The organism is Ectopseudomonas toyotomiensis (assembly GCF_900115695.1).
Taxonomy (GTDB): Bacteria; Pseudomonadota; Gammaproteobacteria; order Pseudomonadales; family Pseudomonadaceae; genus Aquipseudomonas; species Aquipseudomonas toyotomiensis.
The window spans coordinates 173,728-187,414 of record NZ_FOXK01000007.1 but is presented as its reverse complement, the minus strand read 5'-3'; the positions used below and the strand labels follow the sequence as shown (position 1 = coordinate 187,414).

Annotated in this window: 11 protein-coding genes; 5 read left to right on the top strand and 6 right to left on the bottom strand. The window is 64.0% G+C overall.

Annotation, left to right across the window (positions count from 1 at the left end; genetic code table 11):
• Positions 1-81: 81 nt before the first annotated feature.
• From adeC to BM186_RS15755, 3 genes are read right to left on the bottom strand one after another with little or no spacing between them, the layout of a single operon-like run.
• On the bottom strand, positions 82-1,515 hold the full coding sequence (gene adeC / locus BM186_RS15765) for an AdeC/AdeK/OprM family multidrug efflux complex outer membrane factor (protein ID WP_074916457.1): 1,434 nt from the start codon (positions 1,513-1,515) through the stop codon (positions 82-84).
• Positions 1,512-4,655: an efflux RND transporter permease subunit gene (locus BM186_RS15760; RefSeq protein ID WP_074916455.1), complete on the bottom strand. Its 3,144-nt coding sequence runs from the start codon at positions 4,653-4,655 to the stop codon at positions 1,512-1,514. Before BM186_RS15760 ends, adeC begins: the two co-directional genes overlap by 4 nt.
• A gap of 14 nt (positions 4,656-4,669) precedes the next feature.
• Complete coding sequence (locus tag BM186_RS15755) at positions 4,670-5,818, bottom strand: efflux RND transporter periplasmic adaptor subunit (RefSeq protein ID WP_074916454.1); 1,149 nt, start codon at positions 5,816-5,818, stop codon at positions 4,670-4,672.
• A gap of 180 nt (positions 5,819-5,998) precedes the next feature.
• Between BM186_RS15755 and BM186_RS15750 the strand changes: the two genes are divergently transcribed.
• Entirely contained in the window at positions 5,999-6,679 is a 681-nt protein-coding gene (locus BM186_RS15750; RefSeq protein WP_074916452.1) for a TetR family transcriptional regulator, read from the top strand.
• Between the two features lie 55 nt (positions 6,680-6,734).
• Here the strand turns inward: BM186_RS15750 and BM186_RS15745 are convergent, their stop codons facing one another.
• The 3 genes from BM186_RS15745 to BM186_RS15735 form a co-directional block, all read right to left on the bottom strand.
• A complete protein-coding gene (locus BM186_RS15745) occupies positions 6,735-6,917 on the bottom strand; it encodes a hypothetical protein (protein WP_072424349.1) in 183 nt (60 codons plus the stop codon).
• A gap of 179 nt (positions 6,918-7,096) precedes the next feature.
• Positions 7,097-8,113 (bottom strand): zinc-binding alcohol dehydrogenase family protein, encoded by a 1,017-nt coding sequence (locus BM186_RS15740; RefSeq protein WP_072424348.1) that lies wholly within the window; start codon positions 8,111-8,113, stop codon positions 7,097-7,099.
• A 22-nt stretch (positions 8,114-8,135) separates the two neighbouring features.
• Positions 8,136-8,429 carry a putative quinol monooxygenase gene (locus BM186_RS15735; RefSeq protein WP_072424347.1) on the bottom strand — a complete coding sequence of 98 codons (294 nt, stop codon included), beginning with the start codon at positions 8,427-8,429 and terminating at the stop codon, positions 8,136-8,138.
• Positions 8,430-8,534: 105 nt separating this feature from the next.
• On the opposite strand from BM186_RS15735, the gene BM186_RS15730 reads away from it, so the two are divergent.
• The 4 genes from BM186_RS15730 to BM186_RS15715 all read left to right on the top strand — a co-directional run bounded on the left by BM186_RS15730 (position 8,535) and on the right by BM186_RS15715 (position 13,673).
• The gene (locus BM186_RS15730; protein WP_072424346.1) at positions 8,535-9,449 is read left to right on the top strand and encodes a LysR family transcriptional regulator; all 915 of its coding nucleotides are present in this window, start codon (positions 8,535-8,537) and stop codon (positions 9,447-9,449) included.
• Positions 9,450-9,555: 106 nt separating this feature from the next.
• Positions 9,556-9,951, top strand: coding sequence for a DUF2946 domain-containing protein (locus BM186_RS15725; protein WP_072424345.1), 396 nt, complete (start codon positions 9,556-9,558; stop codon positions 9,949-9,951).
• Between the two features lie 72 nt (positions 9,952-10,023).
• Positions 10,024-12,180 carry a TonB-dependent receptor gene (locus tag BM186_RS15720; protein WP_074916450.1) on the top strand — a complete coding sequence of 719 codons (2,157 nt, stop codon included), beginning with the start codon at positions 10,024-10,026 and terminating at the stop codon, positions 12,178-12,180.
• A gap of 5 nt (positions 12,181-12,185) precedes the next feature.
• Positions 12,186-13,673, top strand: a complete 1,488-nt coding sequence (locus BM186_RS15715) for a PepSY domain-containing protein (protein WP_074916757.1) — start codon at positions 12,186-12,188, stop codon at positions 13,671-13,673.
• The last annotated feature ends 14 nt before the right edge of the window (positions 13,674-13,687 follow it).

Genomic DNA, 13,687 nt, shown 5'->3' with positions numbered 1-13,687 from the left:
GACCCAGCAAAAAAACGCCCCCGCAAAGACTGCGGGGGCGGCGCGTGGGATAAGGTCGTCCTTGAAGCGGGTTACGCGCGGTCAACCTTGTGGGGCGTTGCTCCCCGTATTGCTCCAGCCACCACCCAGGGCCTTGTACAGCTCCACTTCGCTGCTGAGCTGGGCCAGGCGGTCGGCGATCAGTTGCTGGCGCACGCTGAACAGCTGACGCTGGGCGTCGAGCAGGGTCAGGTAGCTGTCGACGCCGGTGCGGTAGCGCCGTTCGGCCAGGTCGTAATAGGTCTCGGTGGTTTCCAGCAGGGCGCGCTGCGCGTCCAGTTGCTGGCGGTAGGTGGTGCGTGCAGCGAGGCGGTCGGCGACTTCCTGGAAGGCCACCTGGATGGCTTTCTCGTACTCGGCGACGCGGATATCGCTCTGCAATTCGGCATAGTCGAGGTTGGCGCGCAGACGTCCGGCGTTGAAGATCGGCAGGCTGATCTGCGGCTGGAACAGCCAGGTGCCCGAGCCGCCGTCGAACAGGCCGGACAACTGGCTGCTGGCGGTGCCGGCATTGGCGGTCAGGCTGATGCTGGGGAAGAACGCCGCACGCGCCGCGCCGATATTGGCGTTGGCGGCCTTGAGCTGGTACTCGGCCTGCAGCAGGTCGGGGCGACGCTGCAGCAGGTCGGCGGGCAGGCCAGCCGGAACCTGTTCCAGCAGTTCTGCATTGAGCTTCAGCCCTTGCGGCAGATTGGCCGGCAGGCCGGTGCCGAGCAGTTGAATCAGGGCGTTGCGATCCTGAGCGACCAGCCGCTGGTACTGCGCGAGGCTGACGCGGGCGCTGTCCACCGAGCTGCGTGCCTGGCTCAGGGCCAGGGCATCGGCGACACCGACATCGAAGCTGCGCTGGGTCAGCTGGTAGCTTTCCTCGAAGGTCTTCAGGGTGTCCTGGGTCAGTTGCAGCAGCGCCTGATCCGCCTGCCATTGCAGGTAGGCGTTGGCGACGCTGGCGACCAGGCTGATCTGCGTGCTGCGCTGGGCCTGTTCGGTGGCCAGGTACTGCTGCAGGGCCTGCTCGCTGAGGCTGCGGATACGGCCGAAGAAGTCCAGCTCCCAGGCATTGACGCCCAGGGTGGCGCTGTACTGACCGCTGGTACGGGCTTCACCGGTCTGGCTCAGATCGGCCGGCAGGCGCTGGCGAGTGCCGGCGCCATCAGCGGATACCGACGGCAGCAGGTCGGCGCGCTGGATGCGGTACAGCGCGCGATAGGCTTCGACGTTCAGCGCAGCGACACGCAGGTCGCGGTTGTTCTCCAGTGCCACCTGCACCAGTTGCTGCAGCGCCGGGTCGCGGAAGAACTCGCGCCATTGCAGGTCGGCCGCCGCACGGCTGCCTTCGCTGGCGGCGCTGCCATAGGCTTCGCCTTGCGGCCAGTCGGCGGCCACCGGAGCGTCAGGGCGCTGATAGTCGGGAATCAGGCTGCAGCCGCTGAGCAGAGCGGCGGCCACGGCCAGGGACAACAGGGACTGCCTCATTGCAGTACCTCCTTCTCGTTTTCACGGGTCGGCTCGGGGCGCTTCTTCTCGAAAATCGAGCAGACCACGACGTAGAACAGTGGAATCCAGAAGATCGCCAGGATCATCGCGCTGAGCATGCCGCCGATCACCCCGGTGCCGATGGCGTGCTTGCTGCCCGCGCCGGCACCACTGGCGATGGCCAGCGGCAGACAGCCGAGGATGAACGCCAGCGAAGTCATGATGATCGGGCGCAAGCGCATGCGGCAGGCTTCGATGGCCGCTTCGGCGAAGGTCATGCCCTGTTCGTACTGGGCCTTGGCGAACTCGACGATGAGAATCGCGTTACGCGCCGACAGACCGATGGTGGTGAGCAGGCCAACCTTGAAGAACACGTCGTTGGACAGGCCACGCAGTTCGGTGAACATCAAGGCGCCGATGATCCCCAGCGGCACCACCAGCATCACCGAGAACGGGATCGACCAGCTCTCGTACAGCGCTGCCAGGCACAGGAACACGACGATGGCGGAGATCGCGAACAGCGCGGTGGTCTGCGAACCGGCCAGGCGTTCCTCGTAGGACAACCCGGTCCAGGAGTAGCCGACGCCCTGTGGCAACTGCGAGGCGATCTCCTCGACGGCAGCCATGGCATCACCGGTACTGTAGCCGGGCGCCGGTGCGCCGAGGATTTCCACTGCCGAGACGCCGTTGTAGCGCGCCAGCTTCGGCGCACCGTAGGTCCATTCACCGCTGGCGAAGGCACTGAACGGCACCATGCGGCCCTGGTCGTTGCGCACGTACCACTTGTTCAGGTCTGCCGGGCTCATGCGCGCGTCGGACACGCCTTGCAGGTAGACCTTCTTCACCCGACCGCGGTCGATGAAGTCGTTGACGTAGCTGGCGCCCCAGGCAATCGACAGGGTGCTGTTGATGTCCGACAGCGACAGGCCGAGTGCGCGCGCGCGTTCGTCATCGATCAGTAACTGGTACTGGGCCTCGTCGCGCAGGCCGTTGGCGCGCACGCTGTCGAGCACCGGATGCTGGTTGGCCATTTGGATGAACTTGTCGCGTGCTTCGTTCATCACCTCGTGGCCGACGCCCGCCTGGTCCTGCAGGAAGAAGTTGAAGCCGGTGGCGTTACCCATCTCCATCACTGCCGGCGGGGCGAAGGCGAACACCATCGCATCGCGGAAGCTGAAGAAGTGCATCTGCGCGCGTTGCGCCAGTGCGGCTACGCCGTTCTCGGCGCCGGGACGTTCGCCCCAGGGCTTGAGCATGATGAAGGCCAGACCGGAGCTCTGGCCGCGGCCGGCGAAGTTGAAGCCGGTGACGGTGAATACCGACTTGACCGTGCTCGCTTCCTCTTCCAGCAGGTACTGGCGCATTTCGTCGACCACTACCTGGGTACGCTCGGCACTGGAGCCGGACGGCGTCTGCACCTGGGCGAACAGCACGCCCTGGTCTTCCTCGGGGAGGAAGGCGGTGGGGATGCGGGTGAACATCCACGCCATGATGATGACGATCACCAGGTACAGCAGCAGGTACGGTGTCTTGCGCTTGATCATGCCCGCAACGCCGCGCTGATAGGCATTGCTGCCGCGCTCGAAGGTGCGGTTGAACCAGCCGAAGAAGCCGCGCTTGGCCTCGTGGTGATCGCTGTCGATGGGCTTGAGCAGGGTGGCGCATAGCGCTGGGGTGAAGATCAGCGCCACCAGCACCGACAGGGCCATGGCCGAGACGATGGTGATGGAGAACTGCCGGTAAATCACCCCGGTGGAGCCGCCGAAGAAAGCCATCGGCAAGAACACTGCCGAGAGCACCAGGCCAATGCCCACCAGTGCGCCCTGGATTTGCCCCATGGACTTGCGCGTCGCTTCCTTGGGCGATAGCCCATCCTCGCGCATCACCCGCTCGACGTTCTCCACCACCACGATGGCGTCGTCCACCAGCAGGCCGATGGCCAGGACCATGGCGAACATGGTCAGGGTATTGATGGAGAAACCGAACGCGGCAAGTATGCCGAAGGTGCCGAGCAGTACCACCGGCACCGCCATGGTCGGGATGATGGTGGCGCGCAGGTTCTGCAGGAACAGGAACATCACCAGGAACACCAGCACGATGGCTTCGAACAGGGTGTGCACGACCCCTTCGATGGAGGCCGAGATCACCGGCGTGGTGTCGTAGGGGAAGACTACTTCCATGCCGGCCGGGAAGAACGGCTCCAGGCCTTCGATGGTTTCACGCACTGCCTTGGCGGTGTCCAGGGCGTTGGCACCGGTGGCCAGGCGAATCGCCAGACCCGAGGCCGGCAGGCCGTTGAACTGCGCGTTGATGGCGTAGTTCTCGCCGCCCAGCTCGACCTTGGCGATATCGCCCAGACGCACCTGGGAGCCATCGGCCTGCACCTTGAGCAGAATCTTGCGGAACTCTTCCGGGGTCTGCAGGCGCGTTTTACCGATGATGGTGGCGTTGAGCTGGTTGCCCGGCGCCGCTGGCAGGCCGCCGAACTGGCCGGAGGAAATCTGCACGTTCTGCGCCTGGATGGCGCTGCGCACGTCAACCGGGGTCAGCTGGAAGCTGTTGAGCTTGGCCGGGTCGAGCCAGATGCGCATGGCGTACTGGGCGCCGAACACCTGGAAGTCGCCGACGCCCTTGGTCCGCGAAATCGGGTCCTGCAGGTTGGAGACGATGTAGTCCGACAGGTCCTCACGGGTCATGCTGCCGTCTTTCGACACCACGCCGATGACCATGAGGAAGTTGCGTACCGACTTGGTCACGCGGATGCCCTGTTGCTGGACTTCCTGTGGCAGCAGCGGGGTAGCCAGTTGCAGCTTGTTCTGCACCTGGACCTGGGCAATATCCGGGTTCACCCCCTGTTCGAAGGTAACGATGATCTCCATGCTGCCGTCGGAGTTGCTCGACGAGCTGACATAGCGCAGGCCGTCGATGCCGTTGAGCTGCTGTTCGATCACCTGCACCACGGTGTCCTGCACCGTCTGCGCCGAGGCACCCGGGTAGCTGACCTGGATGGAAACGGCAGGCGGCGCGATGCTCGGGTACTGGTTGATCGGCAGCTTGAGGATGGACAGGCCACCCGCCAGCATGATCACCAGGGCGATCACCCAGGCGAAGATCGGCCGGTCGATAAAGAATCTGGACATTCAGTACTTCTCCGTTAGTCCTGGCCGTTGGCTTGTTCGGCGTCTTGGGCAGGCTGTTCGGTCTTGACGTTGCTCGCCGGCACTGCCTTCACCTCAGCGCCAGGCTGCACGAACTGCAGGCCTTCGGTGATCAGGCGGTCGCCTTCGTTCAGGCCTTCCTCTACCAGCCAGGCACTGCCGGCGGTGCGATCAGCCTTGAGCACGCGCAGTTCAACCTTGTTGTCTGCACCCACCACCATCGCCGTGGGTTCGCCGCGTTGGTTTCGGGTCACGCCCTGCTGGGGGGCGAGGATGGCGTTCTGCTTGACCCCGGAGAGCAGCTCGGCATGCACGAACATGCCCGGCAACAGCAGATGATCGGGGTTGGGGAATACCGCGCGCAGGGTCACCGAGCCGGTGCTTTCGTCCACTGCCACCTCGGAGAATTCCAGCGTGCCTTCATGGGCGTAGTGGCTGCCGTCTTCCAGTTTCAGTGCGACCTTGGCGGCGCTGTCGCTGGCCTTCTGCAGACGGCCCTCGGCCAGGTCACGGCGCAGGCGCAGCAGTTCCTTGCTCGACTGGGTGACGTCGACGTAGATCGGGTCGAGTTGCTGGATGGTGGCCATGGCGTTGGCTTGACCGTTGCTGACCAGTGCACCTTCGGTCACCGCGGAGCGGCCAATGCGACCGCTGATCGGCGCCATCACCTTGGTGTAGCGCAGGTCGATGCGCGCCTGTTCCAGTGCGGCATCGGCCTGCAGACCGGCAGCGCGGGCTTCGTCATAGGCCTGCTGGCTGACGGCCTTGTCGGCAACCAGCAGCTTGTAGCGATCAGCCAGGGACTTGGCGGACAGTTGCGTGGCCTGCGCGCTCTTGAACGCGGCTTCGTAGGTGGCCGGGTCGATCTGGTACAGCTGCTGGCCCGCCTTGACCTCGCTGCCTTCGGTGAACAGGCGCTTCTGAATGATGCCGTTGACCTGTGGGCGCACCTCGGCGATGCGATAGGCGCTGGTGCGCCCCGGCACTTCACTGGTCAGAGCAAAGGGTTTGGCTTCGAGCGTTACCACTCCGACTTGCGGGGTTTGCTGGGTCTGTGGGGCGCTGGATTCCTGGCAGCCGGTGAGACTGAGCATTGCCACGGCGATGGCGGAAACCAAGACAGCGAAGGCTGGCTTCGAGTGCATCTGAGAACCTCGTTTTTATCGAATCATGGCCCAAGGGGCGAAGGGGACGAAGGCAGGGGAAAAAATCGATGGGGAATATACTTACGTACGTGAATGTTTGTAAATGCCTAAAGCTGCCTGCATACTCTCGTCCGTCCTCCTTTACCGGAGCTTTACATAGAGGCGAAATCAGGTAGACAGATGGCCAGAAGAACCAAAGAAGAAGCGCAGGCGACGCGGGTACAGATACTCGATGCCGCCGAGCGGGTGTTCCATGCCCAGGGCGTTTCCCGTGCGTCTCTGGCCGAGGTGGCGAAAGAAGCCGGCGTCAGCCGCGGCGCCATCTATTGGCATTTCGAGAACAAGATCGACCTGTTCCAGGCCATGCTCGAACGTCTGCGCCTGCCGCTCGAGGAACTGGCGCGTGCCAGCGAGAGCGAGGACGAGCCAGACCCACTGGGCTGCATGCGTGAATTGCTGATCAAGGCGCTGACGCGTCTGGCTTGCGAGCCGCAGACTCATCGCACCCACGACATCCTGCGCTACAAGTGTGAATACACCGGTGAGCTGCTAGGTCTGCGCGAGCGCATGCAGGCGCTGAGCCTGGAATGCGATCAGCGTATCGCCAAGGCGCTGAGCAACGCGGTCAACAAGGGTCAGTTGCCGAGCGACCTGGACTGCGCGCGGGCGGCCGTCAGTCTGCATGCCTATATGGAAGGTATCGAGTCCAACTGGTTGCTGGTGCCCAACTTCGACCTCGCGCAGCAGGCGCCTGCGCTGGTCGATACCGTGCTGGATATGCTGCGCAGTCCGGCGTTGCGCCTGATGACGGGCTGCCAGATGCCTGGCGAGGTAGGGTGCGCCGTGCGCACCGAGGGCTAGCCCGTTTTTTCGGTGCGCACAGCACACCCTACGCCATTGCAATCAGGGCGGAGATTCAGCTCGCCTGACGCTGCACGGGCCAGTCGGGCAGGTTGTGTGGTGCGCGCAAGCGGGCTTCGAGCCTGGCGGCAAACTGGCGGGCCTCCTCTTCACTGCGAAAACTCACGCAATGCTGATCCAGTCGTACCTGCCACAGGCATTCGCCGCCCTGATCACGCGGCTGAACGAGAACTTTCATGCGAACCACCTCCTTAAGCTGCGACGAGTCGCCGGTGCTTGTTGGGGACAGTCAGGATAGTTCGCTTGCATGACCTTTTTCTGATCCAAGTCAAATAGCCGACCAGCGTGGTGGCCGCTTGGCGATAAGCGGTACCGCCAAGGAAACGTGATTGGGTCAGCCCACCACGCCATCGCGCCTCAGAACCCTTCGAGCACGATCTTGCCCTTGGCCTTGCCACTCTCCAGCAACGCATGGGCACGGCGCAGGTTGGCGGCATTGATGGTGCCGAAATGCTCGCCGAGGGTGGTCTTGAGCACGCCGGCGTCGACCAGATCGGATACTCGTTCCAGCAGACGATGCTGCTCGATCATGTCTTCGGTCTGGTACAGCGAACGGGTGAACATCAACTCCCAGTGCAGCGACAGGCTCTTGCGCTTGAGCTGCATCACGTCCAGCGGTTGCAGCGGGTCGTCGATCAGCGCCAGGCGTCCCTGCGGCTCCAGGGATTCGACCAGTTGCGCGTAGTGCTGGTCGGTCTGGGTCAGGCTGGCGACATGGGTGACCTGGCCGATGCCGATGCGCGCCAGTTCCTCGCTCAGCGGCTTGCTGTGATCGATCACATGATGTGCGCCCAGTTCACGGACCCAGGCCTGGGTTTCCGGACGTGAGGCAGTACCGATCACGGTCAGGCCGGTCAGGTGGCGCGCCAGTTGGGTGAGAATCGAACCGACGCCACCGGCGGCGCCGACGATCAGCAGGCTCTGGCCTTGATCGGCCGAGCCCTCGGCAACCTGCAGACGCTCGAACAGCAGTTCCCAGGCGGTGATGGCGGTCAGTGGCAGGGCCGCAGCTTCGGCGAACGACAGACTGCCCGGCATATGGCCAACGATGCGTTCATCGACCAGGTGCAGTTCGCTGTTGGCGCCGGCACGGTCGATGGCGCCGGCATAGAACACCCGGTCGCCGGGCTGGAACAGACTGACTTCGCTGCCCACGGCCTTGACGACGCCGCTTGCATCCCAGCCCAGCACCTTGGCGGCACCATTCTCCGGTTTAACACCGAGGCGGATCTTGGTATCGACCGGGTTGACCGAGATGGCCCGAACCTCGACCAGAAGATCGTGCGCACCCGGAGTGGGTTCGGCCAGTTGCACGTCCTGCAGTGCTTCGGGATGGTCGACAGGCAGGGATTGGTAGTAAGCGATGGCTTTCATGGAAATGGTCCTCTGTGAGAAATCAGGTAAGGGGTTGCAGCGGGAGCAGATCGATGCCCGCAAGCCGCTCGCCGAATGCGTTGGTGAAGTGTAGGAAGTGCGGCGCTGCGCGATGCTGGTCCAATGCCTCGGCGTCGCGCCATTGTTCGATCATCACGAACTGGTGCGGGTCCAGCTTGTTGCGGTGCAGCGCGTACTGCAGGCATCCGGGCTCCGCGCAGGTGGCCGTGACCAGACGCTGCAGGCCTGCGGCCACAGCCTCGGCATGACCTGGCAGGGCCTTGATGGTGGCGATCAGTGTGAGAGCAGTGGCCATGGCTGGCTCCTGTAGGGAATTGAAACCATGCTCTTTTATTTGTGTGGAAAGAAAAAGCAGCGGGTAATAGAGTCTCTTTCATCATTATTTTGAAAGTGAGCGGCCATGCTGCGTTTCGACGACCTGCAACTCTTCGTGCGTACTGCCGAAACCGGCAGCCTCTCTGCTGCGGCGCGGCTGCTGGATGTTTCGCCAGCCGTGGCCAGCGCCGCCCTCAAGCGTCTTGAGCAGCAGCTGCAGGTGCGTCTGCTGGCGCGTTCGACGCGCAGTCTGCGCCTGACGCCCGAGGGCGAGCTGTATCTGGTGCACGCCCGGTTGGCGTTGCAGAGCCTCGAGGAGGGGCGTCAGCAACTGGTCGGCAGCCAGGAAGGTATTTGCGGTGTATTGCAGCTGTCGGCGCCGTCGGATCTGGGTCGCAATACGTTGTTGCCCTGGCTCGACGAGTTCCAGGACGAGCATCCGCAACTGCAGCTGCGTCTGCTGCTGGCCGACCGGGTGGCCGACCTGTTCCGTGAGCCGGTGGACATCGCCCTGCGCTACGGCGCACCGGAGGATTCCAGCCTGGTGGCGCTGCCGGTGGCACCGGACAATCGTCGGGTGCTCTGTGCTTCACCATCCTATCTCGCCCGGCGCGGTTCGCCGCAGAGCGTGGAGGAGCTGCATCAGCACAACTGCCTGCTTTATATGTTGCATGGCCGTGCGCATGATCGTTGGCGCTTTCAGGATGGCAAGCGCGAAGTGCTGATGAACGTCGCGGGCGACCGGGTCTGCGACGATGCCGATGTCACTCGGCGCTGGGCCGTGGCCGGGCGGGGCATCGTTTACAAGTCCTGGCTGGATGTCGCCGAAGACGTGCGCGAAGGCCGCCTGCAGGTGCTGCTGCCGAACTGGCTGGGCGAGCCGACGCCTCTGTATCTGGTGTGCGCGCACCGTGCTCAGCTGAGCAAGGCGGTGCATCTGCTGCGTGACTTCGTGCAGCTGCGCTGTCAGCGTTTGCTGGACGCTGCGCCATGGCGTTAGCACTTGATGCGATAAAGCCAGCAAGCCCTGCTAGACTCTCGTACACAACGGCTGCGGCAACGCACCGCAGTGTCGCGCTGCCATCCTCTGTTTAGAGTCGCGCCCCATGAAACTGGCCCACCAAGACCGCTCACTGACCGCCTGGGTGCTGTACTTCAGCATCCTGTTCAGTGCGTTCGTCTGCGCGATCAGCCACGGTCAGATGGCCGGCATGCAACTCAGTGGTCTGGACGGTCAGTATTGCTCGTTCGACGGCAACTTCGGCGCGGGCGCCGACCTTGACGGCTCCGGCATCGTTGCGCCCAACCCGGCCACCGGTACGGGTTGCGCCTTGGCCAGTCTGTTCAGCGCGATCATCCTGGCGGCGTTCTTCGGGTTGCTCGGCCTGCTCGTGGCCGAACGTGTGCGTCCGCTGGCGGCCCTGCATATTCCGCGTCTTGCCCGCTATCGCTGGCCTCCCGCTAATCCCCGCGCTTCTCCCTTCTTGCTTCCTGCACTCTGAAGTCGCCCGTTCAACCTGGCTTTGAGGCCAGGTCGCGTGCGGGCTTATCGAACAAAAGCCTGGAAGCCCTACATGTTTCGTATGACCACCCTGGCGCTGCTCGCCTGCAGCACCTCCCTTGCCTGGGCGCAAGATGACGCCTTGACGCTGCCTGCCAGCACCGTATCTGCCGTTGCTGCCGAGCCTGACGAGGCTACTGGCATCAACCTGGATAAAACCATCGAGAGTGGCTCGCGCCTCAATCTCAATGCTCGTGAAAATCCGGCCTCGGTCAGCGTGGCGGATCGGGCGACCATGGAGCGTCTGGGCGTACGCAACTTTCAGGATGCTGCCAATGCCTTGCCCGGCGTGAACGCCTCGGCACCACCCGGCTGGGGCGGCTACGTCGCCTATCGAGGTTTCAATGGCGCACAGATCGGCCAGTTGTTCAATGGCATCAACCTGCAGTACGGCGGTTCGGCGCGTCCTGTCGGCGCCTGGATCTATGATCGCGTCGAACTGCTGGGCGGGCCGTCATCCTTCCTCAATGGCAGTGGCGCGGTCGGCGGCAGCCTGAACTACATCACCAAGCTCGCCAGCCGCGATAAGGACAGCTTGGAAGGGCGCGTCAGCTATTCGCGCTACGACACCTGGGAAACCGCCATCGGCGTCAATCAGGCGCTCAATGAGGGCGACGGGCCGCGTCATTACGCGCGCCTGGATTACAGCCGCACCCACACCAACGGCTATATCGACCGCCAGGAAAACCAGGCCGGCAACCTGGCCTTCTCCCTGCTCAGCGACATCAACGACCAGCTCTCCCACACCCTGGCCATCGAGTACCTGGAGGAGCAGGAAGACAGCCCGTACTGGGGCTCGCCGGTGTTGCAGCCACTGAGTGGCAAGCTGCGTATCGACAAGCACAACCGTTTCAACAACTACAACGTCGAGGACGGTCGCTACGAGCAACGCACCCGCTGGCTGCGCTCGATCACCGACTACCGCCTCGATGACGCCACCCAGCTGCGCAACACCTTCTACCACTACAAGGGCCAGCGCGATTACCGCAACCTCGAGCGTTATCGCTACAACGCCGCCAATACCGAGGTGACCCGCTCTGCCGCTTACCGTCAGCGCCATGATCAGGAGGTCAATGGCGACCGCTTCGAGCTGACCCATGCCGGCGATCTGTTCGGCCTGGCCAGCGACTGGGCCTTCGGCCTGGAGTACAGCCGTAACCAGCAGACCAACTACCCGCTTTCGATCTCGGCGAACTTCGACACGGTAGATCCCAACGGTTTCAATCCAGGCGAGTTTCTCGACATCCCCGGCATGGACGCCCCGCGTACAAAGGGTCGCAGCACCCGGACCGATACCGCCTCGGCCTTCGTCGAGAACCGTACCCGGCTGACCGAGCGTCTGGCGCTGATCACCGCGCTGCGCTACGACCATATCGACTTCGAGGTGGTCGAACATGCAACCCGCGTCGAGCTGGATCGCCGCTGGGATGCCTTCACCGGACGGGCCGGTCTGGTCTATGACCTCACCGATGCCATCAGCCTCTACACCCAATACAGCACCTCGGCCGAACCGCCAGGCGGCACCCTGACCAGCGCCTCGGTCGCCCAGGTCGCCGATTTCGACCTGAGCACCGGTCGCCAGGTCGAGGTGGGCAGCAAGTTCGACTTCCTCGATGGGCGCGGCTCGGCGACGGCGGCGGCCTACCGCATCGTGCGCAAGAACATCTCGGTGCCGTCTTCCAGTGTGCCGAACACCACCGAGCAGGCCGGGCAGCAGACCTCTACCGGTGTCGAATTGGCAGCTTCGCTCAAGATCACCCCGCAGTTGCTCGCCGCCGGTAACGTCGCCTGGGTACGTGCCGAATACGACGAGTTCAACGAAAACGTCGGCGGTGTGGCGGTATCGCGCAAGGGCAAGAACCCGGTGAACATCCCCGAGCGCGTGGCCAACCTCTGGCTGACCTATGACGTCGCACCGGACTGGCAGGTGGGGGCCGATGCGCGTTATGTCTCCTCGGTCTACGCCAACACCGCCAACACCATGTGGGTGCCGTCGTACACGGTCTACGGGTTGTTCCTCAAGCACGACCTGGATGCTCACACCGAACTGAGCGCGCGGCTGCGCAACCTCACTGACGAGACCTACGCCCGCTTCATCCACCAGAGCAACACCCAGTACTACCTGGGTGAGCCGCGCAGCCTGGAAGTGGCTGTGCAGTGGCGTTACTGATGGCGCTGAAACGCCAGCTGTACCTCTGGCATCGCTGGCTGGGTATCGGCCTGTGCCTGCTGATGGCGCTGTGGTTCGTCTCCGGGGTGGTGATGCTCTATGTCGGCTATCCCAAGCTGACCGGCAGCGAGCGCCTCGCGCATCTACCGGCACTGCCCGCGAGCTGCTGCGCCGAGGTGCCGGCGCAATGGGCACAGCTGCCGTTGCAGCGGCTGCGCCTGAGCAGCCTGGGCGGGCAGCCGTTCTATCTGCTGGAGCTGGCCGACGGGCGCCGCGTGACCCTCGATGCGCGTAGCGGTGAGCCTTTGGCGCGCGCCGATGAAGCCTGGGCGCTGGCTGGCGCCCGGCAATATGCTGGCGATGTGCCGCTGCGCTATCGCGGCCAGTTCGAGGAGGATGTCTGGACGCATTCGCGTGCGCTGGATGCCGAGCGCCCGCTGCATCTGGTCGAGCTGGGCGATGCCGAGCGTACCTGGCTCTACCTGTCGGGCAGGACTGGCGAAGTGGTGCGTGACGCCAGCCTGCAGGAGCGGCGCTGGAACTGGCTGGGTGCCTGGTTGCACTGGCTCTATCCGCTACGTGGTGGCTTCGGTTTCGACAATGGCTGGCGCGTACTGGTGATCGGCCTGTCCCTGCTGGGCACGGCCATGGCCGTACTGGGCATGGTGGTTGGTCTGATGCGCTGGCGTTTTCGCAAACCCTATCGCAACGGCTCCCGCAGCCCGTATTCCGGCGGCTGGTGGCGTTGGCACCATATCGGCGGCCTGCTGTTCGGCGTTGTGCTGGTGGTGTGGATTTTCAGTGGTCTGATGTCCATGCGGCCCTGGGGCACCACCGACAGCCGTTCGCGCCTAGATGCTGCGCTGATGCAGGGCGGCGCGCTGCGGGCGGCTGACGTTAGCCGCGCCCTGCGACTGCTGCGCACGGAGCTGGACGTAGTAGAGCTGGAATGGCGTCGCCTCGATGGCCGCACCTATCTGGTGGCGCACGATGCGAGCGGCGATAGCCGCCTGTTGCTCGGCGAGACCCTGTTGCGTCAGCTCCCCCGTGAGCAACTGCTCGATACGGCCCGCCTCATGGCGCCGGATACGGCGCTGCAAAGCGACTGGCTGGAGCGTTTCGATTCCTACTACTTCGCCCGCGATGCGCAGAGCATGTACGGCTCCCAGAGCCGGCCGCTGCCAGTATTGCGGGTGCGCTTCGATGACCCTGAGCAGACCTGGGTCTACCTCGACCCGGCCAGCGGCGAGATGGTCGCGCGCCATGACCAGAGCCAGCGTATCGGCCGCTGGCTGTTCAACCTGCTGCATAGCTGGGACTGGCCGCCGCTACTGGAGCGCCCGCTGCTGCGCGAAGCCCTGATCATCACCTTCAGCCTTGGCGGTCTGGTGATCTGTCTCAGCGGTACTGTGTTGGGCTGGCGACGTTTGCGTCGCTCACGAGTGCCGAGCCGTAGAAACACGCTCCTGCGAAACGAAGGAGGGTCGTTGTGAACCCCTTTCATGAA

What these genes read in the sequence shown, in the direction of transcription:
- BM186_RS15750 (WP_074916452.1), top strand. Translation starts at nt 5,999, where the DNA reads ATGGCCAGAAGAACCAAAGAAGAAGCGCAGGCGACGCGGGTACAGATA.
- BM186_RS15730 (WP_072424346.1), top strand. Translation starts at nt 8,535, where the DNA reads ATGCTGCGTTTCGACGACCTGCAACTCTTCGTGCGTACTGCCGAAACC.
- BM186_RS15720 (WP_074916450.1), top strand. Translation starts at nt 10,024, where the DNA reads ATGTTTCGTATGACCACCCTGGCGCTGCTCGCCTGCAGCACCTCCCTT.
- BM186_RS15755 (WP_074916454.1), bottom strand. Translation starts at nt 5,818, where the DNA reads ATGCACTCGAAGCCAGCCTTCGCTGTCTTGGTTTCCGCCATCGCCGTG.
- BM186_RS15745 (WP_072424349.1), bottom strand. Translation starts at nt 6,917, where the DNA reads ATGAAAGTTCTCGTTCAGCCGCGTGATCAGGGCGGCGAATGCCTGTGG.
- BM186_RS15740 (WP_072424348.1), bottom strand. Translation starts at nt 8,113, where the DNA reads ATGAAAGCCATCGCTTACTACCAATCCCTGCCTGTCGACCATCCCGAA.
- BM186_RS15735 (WP_072424347.1), bottom strand. Translation starts at nt 8,429, where the DNA reads ATGGCCACTGCTCTCACACTGATCGCCACCATCAAGGCCCTGCCAGGT.
- BM186_RS15760 (WP_074916455.1), bottom strand. Translation starts at nt 4,655, where the DNA reads ATGTCCAGATTCTTTATCGACCGGCCGATCTTCGCCTGGGTGATCGCC.
- BM186_RS15725 (WP_072424345.1), top strand. Translation starts at nt 9,556, where the DNA reads ATGAAACTGGCCCACCAAGACCGCTCACTGACCGCCTGGGTGCTGTAC.
- adeC (WP_074916457.1), bottom strand. Translation starts at nt 1,515, where the DNA reads ATGAGGCAGTCCCTGTTGTCCCTGGCCGTGGCCGCCGCTCTGCTCAGC.